The organism is Bacillus mobilis (genome assembly GCF_001884045.1).
In the GTDB taxonomy this organism is placed as follows: domain Bacteria; phylum Bacillota; class Bacilli; order Bacillales; family Bacillaceae_G; genus Bacillus_A; species Bacillus_A mobilis.
Window position 1 is genome coordinate 1 of record NZ_MACF01000033.1, and the last position, 17,612, is coordinate 17,612.

5 protein-coding genes are annotated in these 17,612 nt (G+C 34.8%); all 5 read right to left on the bottom strand.

From position 1 onward, the window contains the following. On the bottom strand, nucleotides 1-4,037 hold a 4,037-nt coding region (locus BAQ44_RS03505), incomplete at its 3' end, for a non-ribosomal peptide synthetase (protein ID WP_116758348.1). Nucleotides 4,038-4,041: 4 nt separating this feature from the next. After that, nucleotides 4,042-9,825: a beta-ketoacyl synthase N-terminal-like domain-containing protein gene (locus BAQ44_RS03510; RefSeq protein ID WP_249024717.1), complete on the bottom strand. Its 5,784-nt coding sequence runs from the start codon at nucleotides 9,823-9,825 to the stop codon at nucleotides 4,042-4,044. Between the two features lie 54 nt (nucleotides 9,826-9,879). Next, nucleotides 9,880-11,208, bottom strand: coding sequence for an ACP S-malonyltransferase (fabD, locus tag BAQ44_RS03515; protein ID WP_071720743.1), 1,329 nt, complete (start codon nucleotides 11,206-11,208; stop codon nucleotides 9,880-9,882). Beyond that, nucleotides 11,196-16,010, bottom strand: a complete 4,815-nt coding sequence (locus tag BAQ44_RS03520) for an AMP-binding protein (RefSeq protein WP_161491743.1) — start codon at nucleotides 16,008-16,010, stop codon at nucleotides 11,196-11,198. The genes fabD and BAQ44_RS03520 overlap by 13 nt, the downstream gene beginning before the upstream one ends. Nucleotides 16,011-16,343: 333 nt before the next feature. Then, entirely contained in the window at nucleotides 16,344-17,057 is a 714-nt protein-coding gene (locus tag BAQ44_RS03525; protein ID WP_315851311.1) for a thioesterase II family protein, read from the bottom strand. Nucleotides 17,058-17,612: the final 555 nt, after the last annotated feature.

The window sequence follows — 17,612 nt, forward strand, 5'->3', positions numbered from 1 at the left end:
CATTTTTCTTTCATCTCTTGTAAAAATGTATTGAAACTCTTATCTCCCTGAGGCGCTCCTCTCATAACCAATGTATTTACGAACATACCAAGAATCTTCTCAGTATCTGGATGCACTCTACCTGAAAAAGGACTTCCAACGACAATGTCTTCTTGCTTACTATATTTACTTAACAAAATCATGAATGCCGAAAGCAATACCATATATTCCGTTGTTCCCGTTTGTTTGCATAATGTAGCAATACTTTCTTTAATCTCTGGTTTAATCAAACGAACTACATTATGACCACGGAAGCTTGGAATTTGTGGCCTAGAATAATCCAATGCTAACTCAAGGGACGACGGAATATGTTGAAATTCGTTTCGCCAATATTCTCTTTGATCTGTGAGATCTCTCGCTCTCATCCACTCGCTATAATCTTTGTATTGCACCTGTAACGGAGCTAACATCTTACTTGCATACAATTTTTTAAAATCTTCTATAATAATATTTGTAGATAAGCCGTCCGAAATTATATGATGTATATCAAAAAACAATAAATCTGTTCCTTGATTAACCTTGATTACCTTTATTCTCAAAAGTGGGGCAGTTTCTAAATCAAAAGGACGAATAAACTCCATCAGTAATCGCTTTTTATCCTCTTCATTTGCTTCTTCCACTTCATCATATTCAGCTTTAACTTGTATATCTGTTATGATCTTTTGATATGCCTCTCCGTCCTTCATCAAGAACTGCGTTCTCAACATATCATGTTGGGTCAAGAGTTGATTGAATACCTCATTTACCTTATCCAAATCCAACTTTCTGTTCGTTTCAATTCCCCAATTGATGTTATAGGAGACTGTGTTAGTACCACTACAGATGACAAAAATCCTTTTTTGTACAGATGACATCGGGTACATTTCTTCAGATTGTGCTTGCGGAATTGGAGTATATTTACACTCATCACTTTTTATCTTTTGGGCTAAGCCTTCAACTGTAGGGTTACTAAACATTTCACTAAGCGATATTCTAACCCCAGTAGCTTCTTCAATTTGATTGATAACCCAAGTAGCCTTCAGTGAATGACCACCGATTCTAAAGAAATTATCTTTAATTCCGATTTTCTCAATTCCTAATACTCTTTCAAAAGCACTGACAATCTTCTCTTCCATTTGATTCCTCGGCGCTATGTATTCATCGCCGCCATTTACTTCAATTGTTGGTAAAGCTCTCTTATCCAATTTTCCATTTCTAGTTACCGGAACCCGCTCAATTTGCATCATATGAGAAGGGATCATGTAGGTAGGTAGTTTTTGCGCTAACTCCTCACGAATCCACTCGATATCTATCACTTCTTCCGCTACCAAGTAAGCACAGATGCTTTTTTCACCATCTTTTTCATTTACTATTACAGCGGCGTCTTTTAAGCCCTCTATCTGTTTAATGGCACTTTCAATTTCTCCTAGCTCAATACGGAATCCTCGTAGCTTAATCTGTTCATCCATCCTACCTAAATACTCAACATTCCCATCTGGTAACCATCTAGCCAAGTCACCAGATCGATACATCATCCCTTCTCCATATGGGTTTGGAATGAACTTCGCTGCCGTCAGCTCTGGGTTATTTAAGTAACCTCTCGCTACCCCGTCTCCCGTAATACATAACTCTCCTATCATTCCAATTCCACACAACTTATCTTCGCTAATAATATATATTTTCGTGTTCGTAATCGGTTTACCAACGGGCGTTCTTTCTCTCATGTCTTCCGAAGAGAGACAGTATGTTGCCGCAAATGTCGTTGTTTCTGTTGGGCCATATCCATTAATCAACTGAATCTTTTTATTCTTCTCCTGCAGCTTTCTAATATGTTCTTCTGATACCTTCTCACCACCAATGAGCAACTTTTCCAATTGGTCAAATACAGTGGCATCTTCATTAATCAATTGGTTAAACAACGTTACCGTTAACCACATCATCGTAACCTTTTGTTCAGCAATCACGTTCTTTAACGCGATCGCATCCATGATCACGTCTGGACTACCAATCTGTAGCTCTCCCCCATTTAGCAAAGCGCCCCAGATTTCAAAGGTTGCGGCATCAAAGCTTAGTGATCCCGTCTGCAAAATCACAGTACGTTCATTTAATTCTACGTAGTTTGTTTGCCTCACTAAACGAGTTACACCCTTATGCTCAGTCATGACCCCTTTCGGTTTCCCTGTTGTACCAGAGGTATAAATCAAATAGATTAGATCACTCGATGTAGTCACGTTCATTGGATTATCCACCTTGCCAATCCACTGCGCCGCTTCGCTCAAATCAACGATTGGAATATGCGCTTCGTATGAACATGAAGAACCGCTCACCAGAATCGCTTTAGGCTTACAATCTTCCAACATGTAAGTAATTCGTTCCCGCGGATAAGCTGGGTCAATCGGTACGTATACTCCACCAGCTTTAATAATCCCGCAAATCCCTATAATTGTTTCTAAGCTGCGCTCGGCCATAATCGCGACGTAATCCTCACGTCCAATCCCCATCTCACGTAATCTAACCGCCAGCTGATTCGCTTTTTCATTCAGTTCTCGGTAAGTGATTTCTCCGCTTTCCGTGCGTACAGCGATTTTATCAGGTAACCTCATCGCCTGTTCTTCGAACTGTTTTACTACGTTCATATCTTCAGGATATACAATGGTCGTATCGTTAAATTCACCAAGAATTTTCTCTTTCTCTAGATTGCTAATTAGATCTATTTCCTTAATCTGTTGTTCCGGTGATGCTAACAATTTCTCACATATTGTTATAAAACTCTGAACTAATTGCTCGACCATAGATGCATTGTAAATATAAGCATTATACGTTAGGTATAAATCAATATTCGAGTCTGTCTCTTCAATCATCCAATTGTAGTCATATTTTCCCCATCCTAGATTTAATTTAATTTCCCTAAATTTCGTTGCATGATTGGATTGTTTAGAACAAATATAATTAAATAGAACACGGCATAAATCATATCTATCAATCTTATCATCCCATTGAAGTTCAGTAATCAGCCGATCCATAGGAATCCTGCTATGCGCTTCTGCCTCCAAATAAGTGTTTTTTACTTGCTCTATCACTTCAAGAAACACAGAATCTTCTGTTAGCTGATTTTTCAATGCCACAACATTGGCTATTGGCCCTACCGTATCTCCTAAGTTGTCCATTCTTTCAGAAATACACGTCCCCAATATTAGCTCGGTTTCCCTTGAATATGCACTAAACAATATTTCCAGAGCTGCTATAAAAATATCTCGCAGCTCATAACCATACTGTAAATGGATTTTATTCATACTTTCCACTAAGCCTTTTTCTAGAGTTACGCTATATTCCCCAGATATATACTTATTGTTTTTCTCTCTATCACGGTCAGTAGGCAATGATAAAGGTTGAAATTCACCTTGTAATTTTCTCTTCCAATACAATACCTCGTCTTCTATCAATTCATCAGACAATTCATTTTGCCATTCAGAAAAATCTACATATTGCAAGGGTGGTTCAATATAATTTAAATTCTCCCCTTTTTCATAACAATTATAAATTTGAATAATATCATTACTGAGAATCTTTTTAGAAACTTCATCGCATAGTGAATTATGAATTGTAAGCAAAAAGAAAGAGCAAGATTCATTCAACTTCAAATAAATCCCTTGACACAACAAACTTTCACTAAGCTTTTCCGCAAAAGCCCTATTATTCTCTTCTTTCAGAAAAGTGATAGCCTCCTCAGAAGTTCTGCAATAGTTGGACCAATCTTCTTGCCTTACATTAAAATTTATCTCATCCTGAATACACTGCATTACTTCTCCATCTTTTTTCGAAAGCATGGTTCTTAGCACTTCATGCTTCTCACCCAATACATTCAGTGTTTTAGTTAAGAGTGGAATACTTAATTCTCCCTCAATTTGAAAGAGCAACGGAATGTTGTAGTAAGTTGGACCTTCTGGATAGAGACTGCCTCTTTCCACTTCATCATCAAGCCACATTTTTTCCTGAAAAGAGGATCCTTTGAATAACATGGAATCATCTCCTTTTTCTTTTTACAATTTTCATTTCTTGTTCTTGCATGTTTACAATTTCTACTTTTCCAATAGGCGTTTGTTGATTTTCGGAAAATCCCTTTAATATTTCATTTAATCTTGCTATCATTCTATGCATCGTCTCGGCTTTAAACAGGCTGTTACTATACTCCAATTCCAAAACAATTTGATTATGTTTTTCAATGAAATTAAACACCAAATCATATTTACTTTCTAAAGAGTCATATGGAATTTCTTCAATTCTTGCTTCATCCACTACAATTCCGTCACTATTTGGATCATTTAGATACTGAACCAAAACATCAAATATAGGTGACCTACTGCTCTCACGCACAACCGATTCATTTTCAAGCATTAAAATAAACGGATAATCTTGATGTTCAATTGCTCCTAACGTAATTTTCTGTACTTTTTCAAACAATTGTGTATATGTGTCATCGCTATCAATGTGTAAACGTAAAGGTACTACATTAACAAAATATCCAACTTGATTTTGCAATTGAGGGTGTTCCCTACCAGCTGTATTAGTGCCAACAATAATATCATGTTGTCCGGAGTACAAATGCAATAGTGTATACACACTTGTAAGTAAGGACATAAACATCGTACCTTGATTGACCTCAGAAATGTCCTTTAATTTGTCCGTATACTTCTGATCTAGTTTAAAAATCAACTTGTTACCAACTTGTCCCTTTACTAGCGGACGCTCAAAATCAGTTTTCATATTTAGTACTGGCAATGGACCTGTTAAAATATTGTCCCAATAGCGTTTCAAAGTTGAATTATCCTCTATCTTTTTACGTTGCCAATCCGAATAATCCGTATATTTGATGGACAAAGGCTTCCACTCGGGTTCTAACTTCATACGCGCCGCTCGATAACAATTTTTCAAATCGTTTATAATAACATCCATTGACCACCAATCTGAAATCATATGATTGATGACAAATACAAGTGCATGCGAATTATTGTCTCTTTTGGCAACCGTGATACGAACCAATGGCCCATTTTCTAGAGGAATCTGCTGACCAACCTCTGACTGAATAACTTGCTTGATTGCTGTATCAACGTCTTCTTCATTACTCAAATCTATATAGCTATAAAAATCAGCCAGATTCATACTTTCCTCAATCATTTGTTTAGGAATTCCATCTTCCACAACTAATTTTGTCTTCATGATAGAATGACGATTAATTACAGCCTCCAATGATTTATAGAACAATTCAATATCAAAGTTGTATAAATTACATGCCCAAGTAATATTTAAGGCACTTGCACCTTTATATACCTGTGTCGACAGCCAAAGATCCAATTGTTTATAAGATAAGTCATACATTACTTGAGGTGGTAGTACAGGAATGATTTGGTTATTCTCTATCACATTATCCTCTACCTGTTCATTTAAATACTCAGCAAGTTTTCCAATGGTAGGAAACCTTAAAATATCAGTTAGAGTAATAAGAACTTCTAATAGTTCATATATTTCGGACACCAATAAAGTTGCTTTAAATGAGTCGCCACCTAATTCAAAAAAGTTATCATCTAGACTTACCGCACTCGTTCCTATAACATTTTCAACTGCTTCTAAAACACTTCTTTCAATGTCATTATTGTAATATCTGAATTTATCTCTTACCTCAAAATTTGTACTCTTTCCAATGACTTCAATAGTATTTTCCGTAATTTCATCACCTGCAAATACCTTGCTAATATAGCCACCTTTAGGTTGGAACCAACATCTGTTCCTTTTAAACGGATATGTAGGAATAGACATGACCTGATTGAAATGATCTCCATAAAACTTTTCCCATTCAACATCCTTTCCTATGACATACAAAGCACCAGCTCTGTTCAAGCTCAATTCTTCCATAGGCTGACTAGCATCAAAACCAGCAAATTCTTCATAATTTTGCAATTTCACAGGAATTGTCAACCTTTGATCCAGTTTTCCATAAAATACATTTTTCAAATGCTTACTTTTCCAATCTTTCGCTAGTAATTGTTCTAATTTAGCGATAAGTTCATCCTGATTACTTACAATAATCGCCAATCTCTCATTATAATGCCCTCTTCCCACATTAGTTGTATAACTGAATTTTTTCATATCTACATTATCGTTAGTTTTTATAAAATAATGATATTTTACAACTAAGTTGTGTAAATCCTCTTCATCTCTTCCTGAAATCGTCACGATATATTTCTTTTCAATTGGGATAATTCCCTCACTATTATCTTTATATTCTTCTAATACAACGTGGCAATTTGTACCACTCAAACCAAATGAGCTAATGCCACATCTTCTAGGTATCTCTTCTTCTGTTTCCCAATCTCTTAGAGTATCATTTACATATAATGCAGATTCCTCTAAATTCATTAATCGATTTGGTCTATTGAAATTTATAGTCGGGACAATTTTCTCATGTTTTAAAGAAAGAGCCGCTTTGATAACACTCGTAATACCAGAGGCTTGATATGTATGCCCTAAGTTTGTTTTTACTGAACTTATGGCGCAAAATTGACTTCTATCCGTATATAATTCAAAAGCATTCTTTAACGCTTCATATTCAACAAGATCTCCTAATTTTGTCCCTGTTCCATGCGCCTCAATATACGTAATGGTTGAAGGATCAATCTTAGCATCTTCCCATGCCTTCACAAGAACATTTGTTTGCGTATCTGCTCTTGGGGCCATTACTCCCATTCCCGTACCATCTTGGTTTGTTGCACTTCCCTTGATAACAGCATGAATATGATCTCCATCTTTTACAGCTTGTTTTAATGGTTTAATTAAAATCGCGCAAACCGCTTCTCCTTCGACAATGCCATTAGCGTTATCATCAAACGCGCAAATCTTAAAACTTCGTGAAGTAACCCCTACCTCACTTTCTGGCTTGTAAACCGGTATTAATTTAATTTTTGCACCACCGACGATAGCACTTTTACACTCACCATTCCTTATACTTTTTATCGCTGCATTTAGAGCGACCAGCGAAGAAGAACATGCTGTATCTATAACTAAACTCGGCCCTTTCAAATCATATATATAGGAGACTCGTCCAGCCATTAATGAAGCTAAATTACCAGCTAACGCCAATTTAGTTAAGGAAGGATCGGAATCATTAATAAATCTTCTATAACTATATGTATAATCTTCCGCATAACCTACGAAGACGCCCGTATCGCTGCCAGACAACCTCTCTCCTCCATAACCTGCCTCTTCAATTGCTTCATGAACAATCTCTAAAAAATTCCGTTGCACTGGATCCATCAAGGTTGCTTCTTCAAAAGATACATTGAAAAACTCATAATCAAATTTATCGATTTCTGAAAGATATCCAGCTTTTTCATATTGTACCTGTTCTATATCTAATCCTATCTGTCTAATATATCTTGCAAGATCATCTTTACGTTGTTCAGGAATCTGTCCAACACAATTTTTCTGAGAGCTAATATTGTTCCAATACTGTTCTAAATCATTCGAGAAAGGAAACTTCCCAGCCATTCCAATAATAGCAATCTCATCACTAACTTCTCCGTATTCATAGCCATTAGAAACGGTTTGTTTACTTTCCTGCTCTTTCACTATTAATCCATCAACATATTGCGCCAAACGGAAAATGCTTGGATATGAAAATATATCAGCGGCTGATAGATTAATCTGAAAACATTCATTAATCTTTGAAAACATGTCAATAACCAGGATTGAATCGCCACCAAAATCGTAAAAGTTTTCATAAACGTTCAACTCTTCGAACTCTAATGCGCTTTTAATAATTTCTCCAAGCTTTTTCTCTGTATCTGTATAAGCTCCATCCGAACGACCTGTAAGCTTAATATCATCCTGATTATTCGTAAAAAATGCTAATGACTCGCCTTCCTTAAATTTTATTGGATTTTCAGGAATGTCGACCCAATACTGTTGCTCTTGAAAAACCGCAGAAGGTAACCTTACTCTATTTCTTTTCGTAGAAGCATACAATTCAGCCCATTGTATTTTTTGATTATTTACATAAGCATTAGCTATTAACTTCAAATCCTGCCCTATATTCCGCTCATTCAAGTTAAACTTATTTAAGAGTTGCATGTCGACAGCGGAATTTTCCTCTTCGGCATCCCTATTTAAATTGCAATAAATATTCGGATTATTAACCCCTTCCAAGGTTGTTTCCATAAATTCGGTTAACAATTTTTCCAATTGATCATAATCAGAGAAAATTACCGCTAATCTTTGTTTATAATGGTTTCTTCCGACACTCGCTGTAAAACATACATCTTTCGGATTATATTTTCTAACTTGACCAATTTTATAAACATAGCGTTGAACTAATTTTCTTAAAACTTCTTCGGTTTCACCCGATAGTGTCAGGATATAACTACCGCTGTGTTCCTCATACTGCTTTTCATCATCTGCCTCTGCTTCCTCCAAGACAATATGACAATTAGTTCCACTGAATCCAAACGAATTAATCCCGCAGATTCTTTTCTTTGTCTTTGATTCCCATTTTCTCGGGAGCATATTTACGTATACTGGTGATTCCGAGAAATTTATAGCTTTATTAGGAATATTGTAGTTAATAGTTGGAGGCAGCATTCTTTCATTTAATGCATATAAACATTTAATCACTGAAGCAAGCCCTGAAGCATCGTATAAGTGACCAATATTGTTTTTCACCGAACTAATCGCACATAATTGCTTTTTCATCGTATATTTTGAGAAAGCTTTACTAATTCCATCAATTTCAATAGGATCTCCTAAAATTGTTCCTGTTCCATGTGCTTCAATATATGATATATCTTCAGCTGAAACGCCTGCATCTTTCCACGCTCTTTCTATCACGTCTGCTTGCGCATCTGCATTAGGTGCACTAATACCTATTGAATTACCATCTTGGTTAATAGCAGTACCTTTAATTACTGCATATACATGATCTCCATCCTCTTTCGCTTTATACAATGGTTTTAAAAAGATGGAAATTGCTCCTTCCCCTAATCCAGTCCCAGTCGCACCATTATCAAAAGCTCTTGTACTTCCATCTCTTGTTTCAATACCAATTTTTCTTTCATCTACTACAGGAAGCAAATGGATTCGCACACTACCCACAATAGCTGATTCACACTCCCCATTCCTTATAGCTTGACAAGCAAGATGTACTGCTACAAGGGATGAAGAACAAGCCGTATCCACAACTACACTAGGTCCTTTTAAATCTAACAAGTAAGACACCCTGCTCGGAATAATAGCTTGAAGATTTCCTGTAAGTCCCGTTTCATAAAAATCTGGATTCACATTTGTTAAAATATCAAAATACTTTGTTCCACCAAGATCACTGAATCCCGAATATACACCAATCCTTTTACCCCTTAACTCCTGAATATGATATCCTGCATCTTCAATAGCAGCCGATGTTTGCTGTAAAAAAAGTCTTTGCCTAGGATCCATCATTTTTGCTTCTTTGGGTGAAAGATTAAACTTTTTAGGGTCAAATGCAGAAATATTCTCTAAGTAAGCTGCTTTATTATAAGGAATTTGTTCCGCTTCTGTTCCAGTAAACCTCAAATATTTATCGGCATTACTTTTTCTTTCAATTGGAAACTCCCTTACACATTCCAATCCATTTAATATATTTTCCCAGTACTCATCTGTATCATCGGCTAAGGGCATTTGAGCGGATATGCCAATGATGGCGATATCTTTAGAATCTATCTCATGTAATTCTATATCTGCCCCATCGCTATTACTTATCCCTGAAAGATTAAAAAATTCCATACTCAACGTGGAAACCTCCTTTTAACATTCTACTTATAAACCTTTTATTACCCCTTAACTTAAGCGTTCAATTATCATCTTAAAACGTAGTTCTTGTTCATCATAAGACAGTTTTTTCGTTTTAAATATTTGATACAATAATTGAAGAGATTCAGCAATTTCCTGGTTATTCGGTGTTCGTTTTTCTCTCTCTAGTAATGCCTGCATTTTACGAATTTTCTTGTAAGGTTCAACAACACCAGTTTTATACGATTGCTGGTTGAAATTTTTATTTGGTGTTGAGACAGCACTGGCCAAGCTCAAAGTTACCGCTGTCGGAGTTCCTTCAATATCCCCTTCGCAAAAACAAGGATTTTTTTGGTTTATTTCCACAGCTTGTTTGATACAGTCCTGCATGATAGTTTTCAATCTATTTTCTTTCTCCAGTCGAATTGCTGTTTTACCTGTAAGATCCTCAACTAGATTCGTCATTGAAGAACTGTCTTTGGGATAATCATAAGAGTAAGCTTTAATATCATTTGTGCAATTTCTTACTAAATTTCGTAATACGTAATTTGGGCCTAGCTCAATGGCATACTTAACCTCATTCCTACATAAGAAATCCACAGTTTTTTTCCACATGACGGGATTGATCAGATGTTGAGAAAGTGTCATAATCTCGTCGCAGTTCTTATAAACCTGCGATGTGAGATCAGATACCACTGGATACTTCATATCATTATATGTATATTTTTCTAGTTCTTTAGTGAATCCGGCTAAGGCACTATTCATTAAGGGACTATGAAAAGGAGCATTAACTTTCAACTTTGTAAATTTAACCCCTGTCTTATTACTCAAAACTTCTTCTACTTGTGATAACGCTTCTAGAGTACCGGAGATCACAATTTGATCGTTAGAATTATAGTTGGAAATGCATACAGCCTTCCCCTTTACAGAATATTCGTCGCATAGTTTCTGAAGTTCCGCAAGAGGAAATCCTTTGATGGCGGCCATCCCTCCTTCAGTTCTTTCCGCCACTTCCTGCATAATTTCCCCTCTGGCCCGTACTAATCGGATTGCATCTCTAAAATCTATTGCTTCTGAACATGCTAAAGCTGTGATTTCTCCCAAGCTATGTCCTACCATGAAAGAAGGCTCTAAGCCTTCTTTCATAAAAACTTTAAATGCTGCAAAAGATACAGTAAAAATCGCTGGTTGTGCATTTTTTGTCTTTTTAAGTTCGTTATTATCCGATTCAAAACATAATTTCCTCATATCAATACCAGTTAAATCGCTAGCTTCTTCATAAATTTGACGAACTACCGCATATCTATCATAGTGTTCTTTACCCATTCGTGGATATTGCGAACCTTGGCCTGGAAACATAAATGCTACTTTTTCCAATTCTTTTCTACTCCCTTCAATAGATTTATATAGCCGCGAACCAATTCTTTTGCCTTCTCAATTTTCAATATTGCTTCATTAAATTCACATACAAATTCCAATTTATCCCCATAATCATCTATCACAATGATATAATCATAGAATTCTACTAAATTAATATTGGATGCTTTTGTAGATTTTTTGATAAATGCTGGAACAATTGAAAACTCACTTTTTTGCATAACAACCGATTTCACATCGTCAATCAAGTATTTATGAAATGAATTTTTATCTTTTAATTTCATAAATAGATGACCGAAATCCCCCAATTTTTCAAAATCTACTTTTGCTGCGTACATTTCTTTGGTTCCATTCATTAATTGGGCACTAACCATTTTTTCTCCAGAAACTTGATTAAACAAATACATATAAAAAGCTGCCATGAAGTCAAAAATTTCAGTATTCGAATCACTTGCCGCTTCTTTCAACATACTTGAAAAAGCCTCATCAAACGTAAATGAAAACATGCGATGTTTCGTTCTATTTCCTTTTTGCACAAAATATTCTTTCGGTAGCTTCATTGCCTGTACTTCAACAAAACTCTTAGTTTTTGAGAGCTTCTTGTTCATAAATTCAGCCAATTCAGAAATGGATGTATTTGTGAATAAATCTGTCACTTGAATTAATTTTGGATGAATTAATTCAATTTTCATTTTTACACTTTGAACAAGCAGTGAATCCCCTCCAACATCAAAGAAGTTTTCGTGAATCCCAATATCCTCTCTTCCCAAAACTTCCTTCCATATCTCTAATAACATTTTTTCCATATCTGTTTTTGGATTAACTAATTCTTTTTGTTCCAATTCACACATTTCAAGTTGCGACAACGAATTTTTATCTACCTTACCATTAGCAGTCAAAGGAATCTCATTAACCTGATTAAAATAGGCTGGCACCATATAGTCAGGTAATTCTTTCAATAATTTTTCTTTTAACTCTTTTATATTGATTTTAGAATTTGAAACAATAAATGCCGATAAATACTTTTTCCCGTTTTTATTAGCTTGATCTATCACCGCAACATTTTTAATATCCGCTTGCTTTATTAAACAATTTTCAATTTCCCCAAGCTCTATACGATATCCTCTAATTTTTACCTGATTATCCTTCCTACCTAAAAACTCAATATATCCAGTTTCTAACAACCTACCATAATCACCTGTCTTATAAAGCATTCCTAATGTTGGATGTTTAATAAAAGCATTTTTTGTTTTTTCTGGATCATTCATATACCCTTTTGCCAATCCGCTCCCGCCAATATATAACTCACCAGGAACCCCTATATGACAAAAATCTCCTTTATAGTCCAACACATAAAATTTTTGATTTGCCAATGGCGTACCGTACGGAATACTTACCCAATCATTTTCCTCTTGAATAACTGGATAATAAATTGACCAAATAGCCGCTTCCGTGGCTCCCCCTAAGCTATACACATTTGCATGTTCAAAGCGATTTTTTATTATATTCGGGAGAGATAGTGGAATCCAATCGCCACTTAGCATTACCACACGCAAGCTACTATTAACGTGCTTCTGCTCTCTCTCTGCTCTTTTAATCCCTATTTCTGATTCATTCAATTGAACATTTAAAAATTCATTAGAGTTAATATTTTTATGTTCAATTAAACCAATCTCCATTGAATGGATTAGAACTTGATTATCATTAAGTTTAAAGAAGTCTTTTATTGAATCAAAATGAATTTCCCCAATGGAACAAGTTCCTATATTAAGCATGCTAGCAACATAATCCAGCGTATTTACAATAATTCCAGTATCAATACACGCATAAAAATAACCATCACTACCGTATTTAGGCATCGTTGCATCTGCATTATATATCATGTAAACAGTCAAAGCCGATGAATTGAATATTGACTTATTTGTATAATGCTGGATCTCATCCGTGATTGTACAAAACTCATTGACCATAGTGAGACTATTTTCAATCGGACTGTAATAATAAATACCTTGCTTTAAGTTTTCCACCCTATTTTCTTTAATATAGATGTAGATATCAATTGGGTACAATCCACCTGCACTCGGATAATAGTATTTAATATTGGTTTGATTTCTTCTTTGCATTAATACAGACAATAGTTGCGAGAGTTCCGAAAGTGGTAACTGTTCTCGAATGTTAAATTTTCTATGCGAATTTCTCGTTTCAACAAAACTTGGAAATTGTTTACTTTTCTTTAAATACATTTTCTCGCCCATTGGATTCATCTGTCTATTTAGCTGTTTGGATTTAAAACTTTCATAGGCTGTCGGATTATACTTTATATCTTCACCGTAAGGATTATAAAATAATTTATCTTGTGATTTAAATACATCCTGCGGACTAAGAATTGAAGATACAAGGAGCCCGTCTTGAATTGCTTCCTTAAGGAATGCTTCCAACTTATATTGAGAAATCTCCGAAAAATAATACTTAATCTCCTCTATTGTTCTGCCCTTTTGCATATAAAAATAAAATTTAGGCATTAAATAACGTATTTCAGGATCAATATGAGTATATTGTTCTTCATCCCATTTAATAGCAGGTGACCAATAATATTTCTTCACATTATCATCAATTCTAATTTCAACATTTTCTTGCAATTGATCATTCACTGATAACGTTTCCATATCTTGTAAATGTTTCACCATCATATCCATAATGGCAGGAACTGAATTCCATATTGTAATCTGGTGCTTTTCAAGCATCTCATACACATGCCCCATATCCCGTTGATCTTTTACTAATACGACCGCAGCACCAGCTGCTAGAGCCCCAAAAACATCATATACAGATAAATCGAAACACATTGATGATAAGGCCAATATTCGATCTTTTTCATCCACTTGGAATTTACCGTTAATATCTAAGATTGTATTAGCTGCAGCACCATGTGTAGTAACAACCCCTTTGGGTTTCCCTGTACTTCCTGACGTATAAATCACATATGCAATATTTTCTGTTGTCACCTTGCTTGACAAATTTTCTGTTGAAAGCGTATGAACTTTTTCAATCACCTCAAAATCCGGTATCAGCATAAATTTACATTCACTATGCTGTAATACATAGCTCTTTCGCTCTTCGGGATGTTTTGGATCAATTGGTACATATCCTCCACCAGCTTTCAAAACTCCGAGAACATTCACTATGGATTCTTTACATCTTTCAGATAAAACACCAACTAGCTCATGATTTTTCAACCCTAACTGTTGAAGCTTACGTGCTACCTGATTTGCTCTTTCATTTAACTCTTGGTAAGACATCTCATAGTCCCCGTCAATAATGGCAACATTCTTTGGGTTTTGTCTTGCTTGTAATTCAAACAATTCATGTAAAGGTTTAACTACAATCTCCTGATTCGTATTATTGTACTGTGTAATTACTTTTCTTTCATATTCTGAAATATCTGGGCGCATTACCTCAGAACTATCACAAATCGAAAGCAATATATCAACATACTGACTAAAGATATCTGTTACCATCTTTTCTTCCAATAACTCTGGAACATAGTCCCAAGTAACAAGTAATCCACCATCCATTTCAGATACTTGATAGTCTAAATATACCTGTGGAGTTCTCGTAATAATATAATTTAAATCTCCTAGTTCATTCCATTTACCCCACATTTCAGTTGTTAGTGCACTTGTAAATACAACTGGAACAACGGTTTTGCTACCATAATTATTCACTTTTGATAACTCTCTTATAAACTCTGTACCATTGTATAAACTATGTTTTGCTCCATTCTTAATTGTGTCCTGAACACTTTTCACCTGAATCCAAAACGAATCATTTTGATTGAAATCCGAATCTATTTGAATTGTAGACGTAAAATCACCGACCAAATGATTAACATCTTTATTAAAAGCCTTCTGAAAAGAGATTCTATTTGAAACCGTTAGGTTAATTGACAATTTAGCTTGATTACTCCATGAAGATAATACAAGTAAATAAATCGTACACAGAACTGAAGTTGGTGTTACATCATAATATTTAGCTGTTTTCTTAATTTCCTCCCAAGTTTCTTTTGGTATTAACTTTTCAATACGTTGAAACTTAGGTGTATCAACTTCTGAAATTTTCTTTCGCAATGGTAGATTTGGGGCAGGAGGAAAATCTACTAGCTTATCAGCCCAATATTCCTTATCCCTTATATATTTATCTGACTTTCTTAATTTATTATAAGCCAATTGATAATCGCGGAAAGAAAATAGACTTCCTTCTACCTCAAGGGTCTCATCTAAGTAATATTTCATGATTTCCGAAGCTACTAAATCTAGGCTACCACCATCCATAACCAACATATCCAAACCAATAAGTAAATAATGTGTATCTTCATTTCTTTTTAAAGCTTTGTACTCAAATAGGGGCCATATGCTAGGATTTAAAGTTTGAGTTGAAATTCGTTCTCTTTCAGTAAGCAATTTCTCTTGAAATTCTTCCTCGTCTAGCTCGCATAGATCTTCTATTTCAATTATATATTCTGGAACATGCTCTAGAATTCTCTGATGATCTTCCCCAAAAATTGATCTCAGCATCGCATGCTTTTTTATCACTTTGTTCAATGCCCTATTTATCCTTTGAATATCTAACTTTGTTTTCAACTCAATATATACTTGTGTAGATATCCCTCCCAGCTCGTACCCTTTACTTCGTCCTGCTAAATACGCTGTTTGAATCTCTGTAAGCGGGAATATACCGTATCTATTCTCAATATCAGGTGCTAAATTGATATCAATTAATTCCTGTGAATTTTCAATTCCCACTCGTTCTTCTCCTTGTTCCTCCATTGCTATACCAATTGTATTTGATGTTTTCATGGAACACCCTCCCCTTTTTGTTTGTTTTAAAAATCCTCTTATCATTATATTTAAGAACCCATTCAAGACTAGAATGAACGATTATAAACATGATTTAAGCTTTTAATTACGCATGAGATAAAATTAATAATTAAATGTAATTAATTTTAGTCTTTGAATTAACAGCAAACTCTTCCATAGGAAAAGAACTCTCCTCAATTCTGTTGATGCAAGCTTGATTCATACTGGTGAATAACTTTACATTTATTGAATTTCATACCCTGCTGCGTCACTTTTATGTTAAACAAGATACGAAGAAAATATTTGATTAATAACCTTTGTTACATCGTTAATGTTTTCTTGTATAAAAAAATGTCCTCCGTCCAATTTAAAAATGTCACAATTCGCACCTGCATGTTTCTTCCAACCTATTAGATCACTTGATTTAACTTTCTTATCATCTCTACCAGTCATAATTGTCATATTACAATGAATCCTATTATTTTTTTCTTTATAGCAATAATTTTCAATCATTTTAAAGTCTGATCTCAAGAGCGGTTCGAATATTTCAAATATCTCTCTGTTTTCAAAAACTTCGTTCGCCGCTCCTCCGATTTTCTGGATAGCTAGTCTAAAATCTTCATGCGATAGCGTGTGATAAATTGTCTCTTCCTTTTCACTATGCGGCGCACAATTACCAGAAAACACCATGTGAATTGGTAAACTAATCCCCTCTTGAAGAAGTTTGTAGTAAACCTCTAAGGCTAACCAACTCCCCATACTGTGCCCTAATATTGCATAGGGGCCTTTGATCGAAGAAGTTATAGTGTTATAAATATCATCAACAGCTTCTTCAAAATTCTCGTAAAACAGCTCACTACTTCGTACGCCCCTCCCTTTAAGTTCAATGGGATACAAATTTATCTCAGGAATTAATTGTGATTTCCATCGCTGAAACATAATAGATGAACCACCTGCATGTGGCAAACAGAAAAGCTGGATATTTGTCGTCAACTAAATCATTCCTTTTTGTTATTTTTTTAGTTTCACCGCTTAAGATAAAAATTAAAAACATTAATATGCATCTAACGTTACACTTATATAATTCGGTCGCCTACTTTTTATTCCAATAAACTTAATAGAATAATATTTTCTGCATACTACTTTCAAATTCAAATCTAAATTAAGAATTTATTCATAGTTAAACTAACGTTAATATTTTTTCTGTTAAATTGCTGTTCAATAACCATTAAAAGGCAATTCCCTTGATGATTTTAATCCTCTTCTTTATTTTTGTCAACATGTTGACAAAAATAAAGAAATCATTTTAATCCTTGTCTAATTTTCATGTCAACACATTAATCATTTTGAATAGTTGAAAAATATATATAATATATCAGCAAAATAAAAAATATAGTTTAATATCAAAATTATCAACTTATCTTTACTATTTTATTTTGATTCAGGGGCCCCATCATTGATTTCATAAGACATGCATCCATCATGTTTTCTGAAATCGGCCATCATTCTATGTTACAATATGCACTGAAATGATGGATTTATATGTTA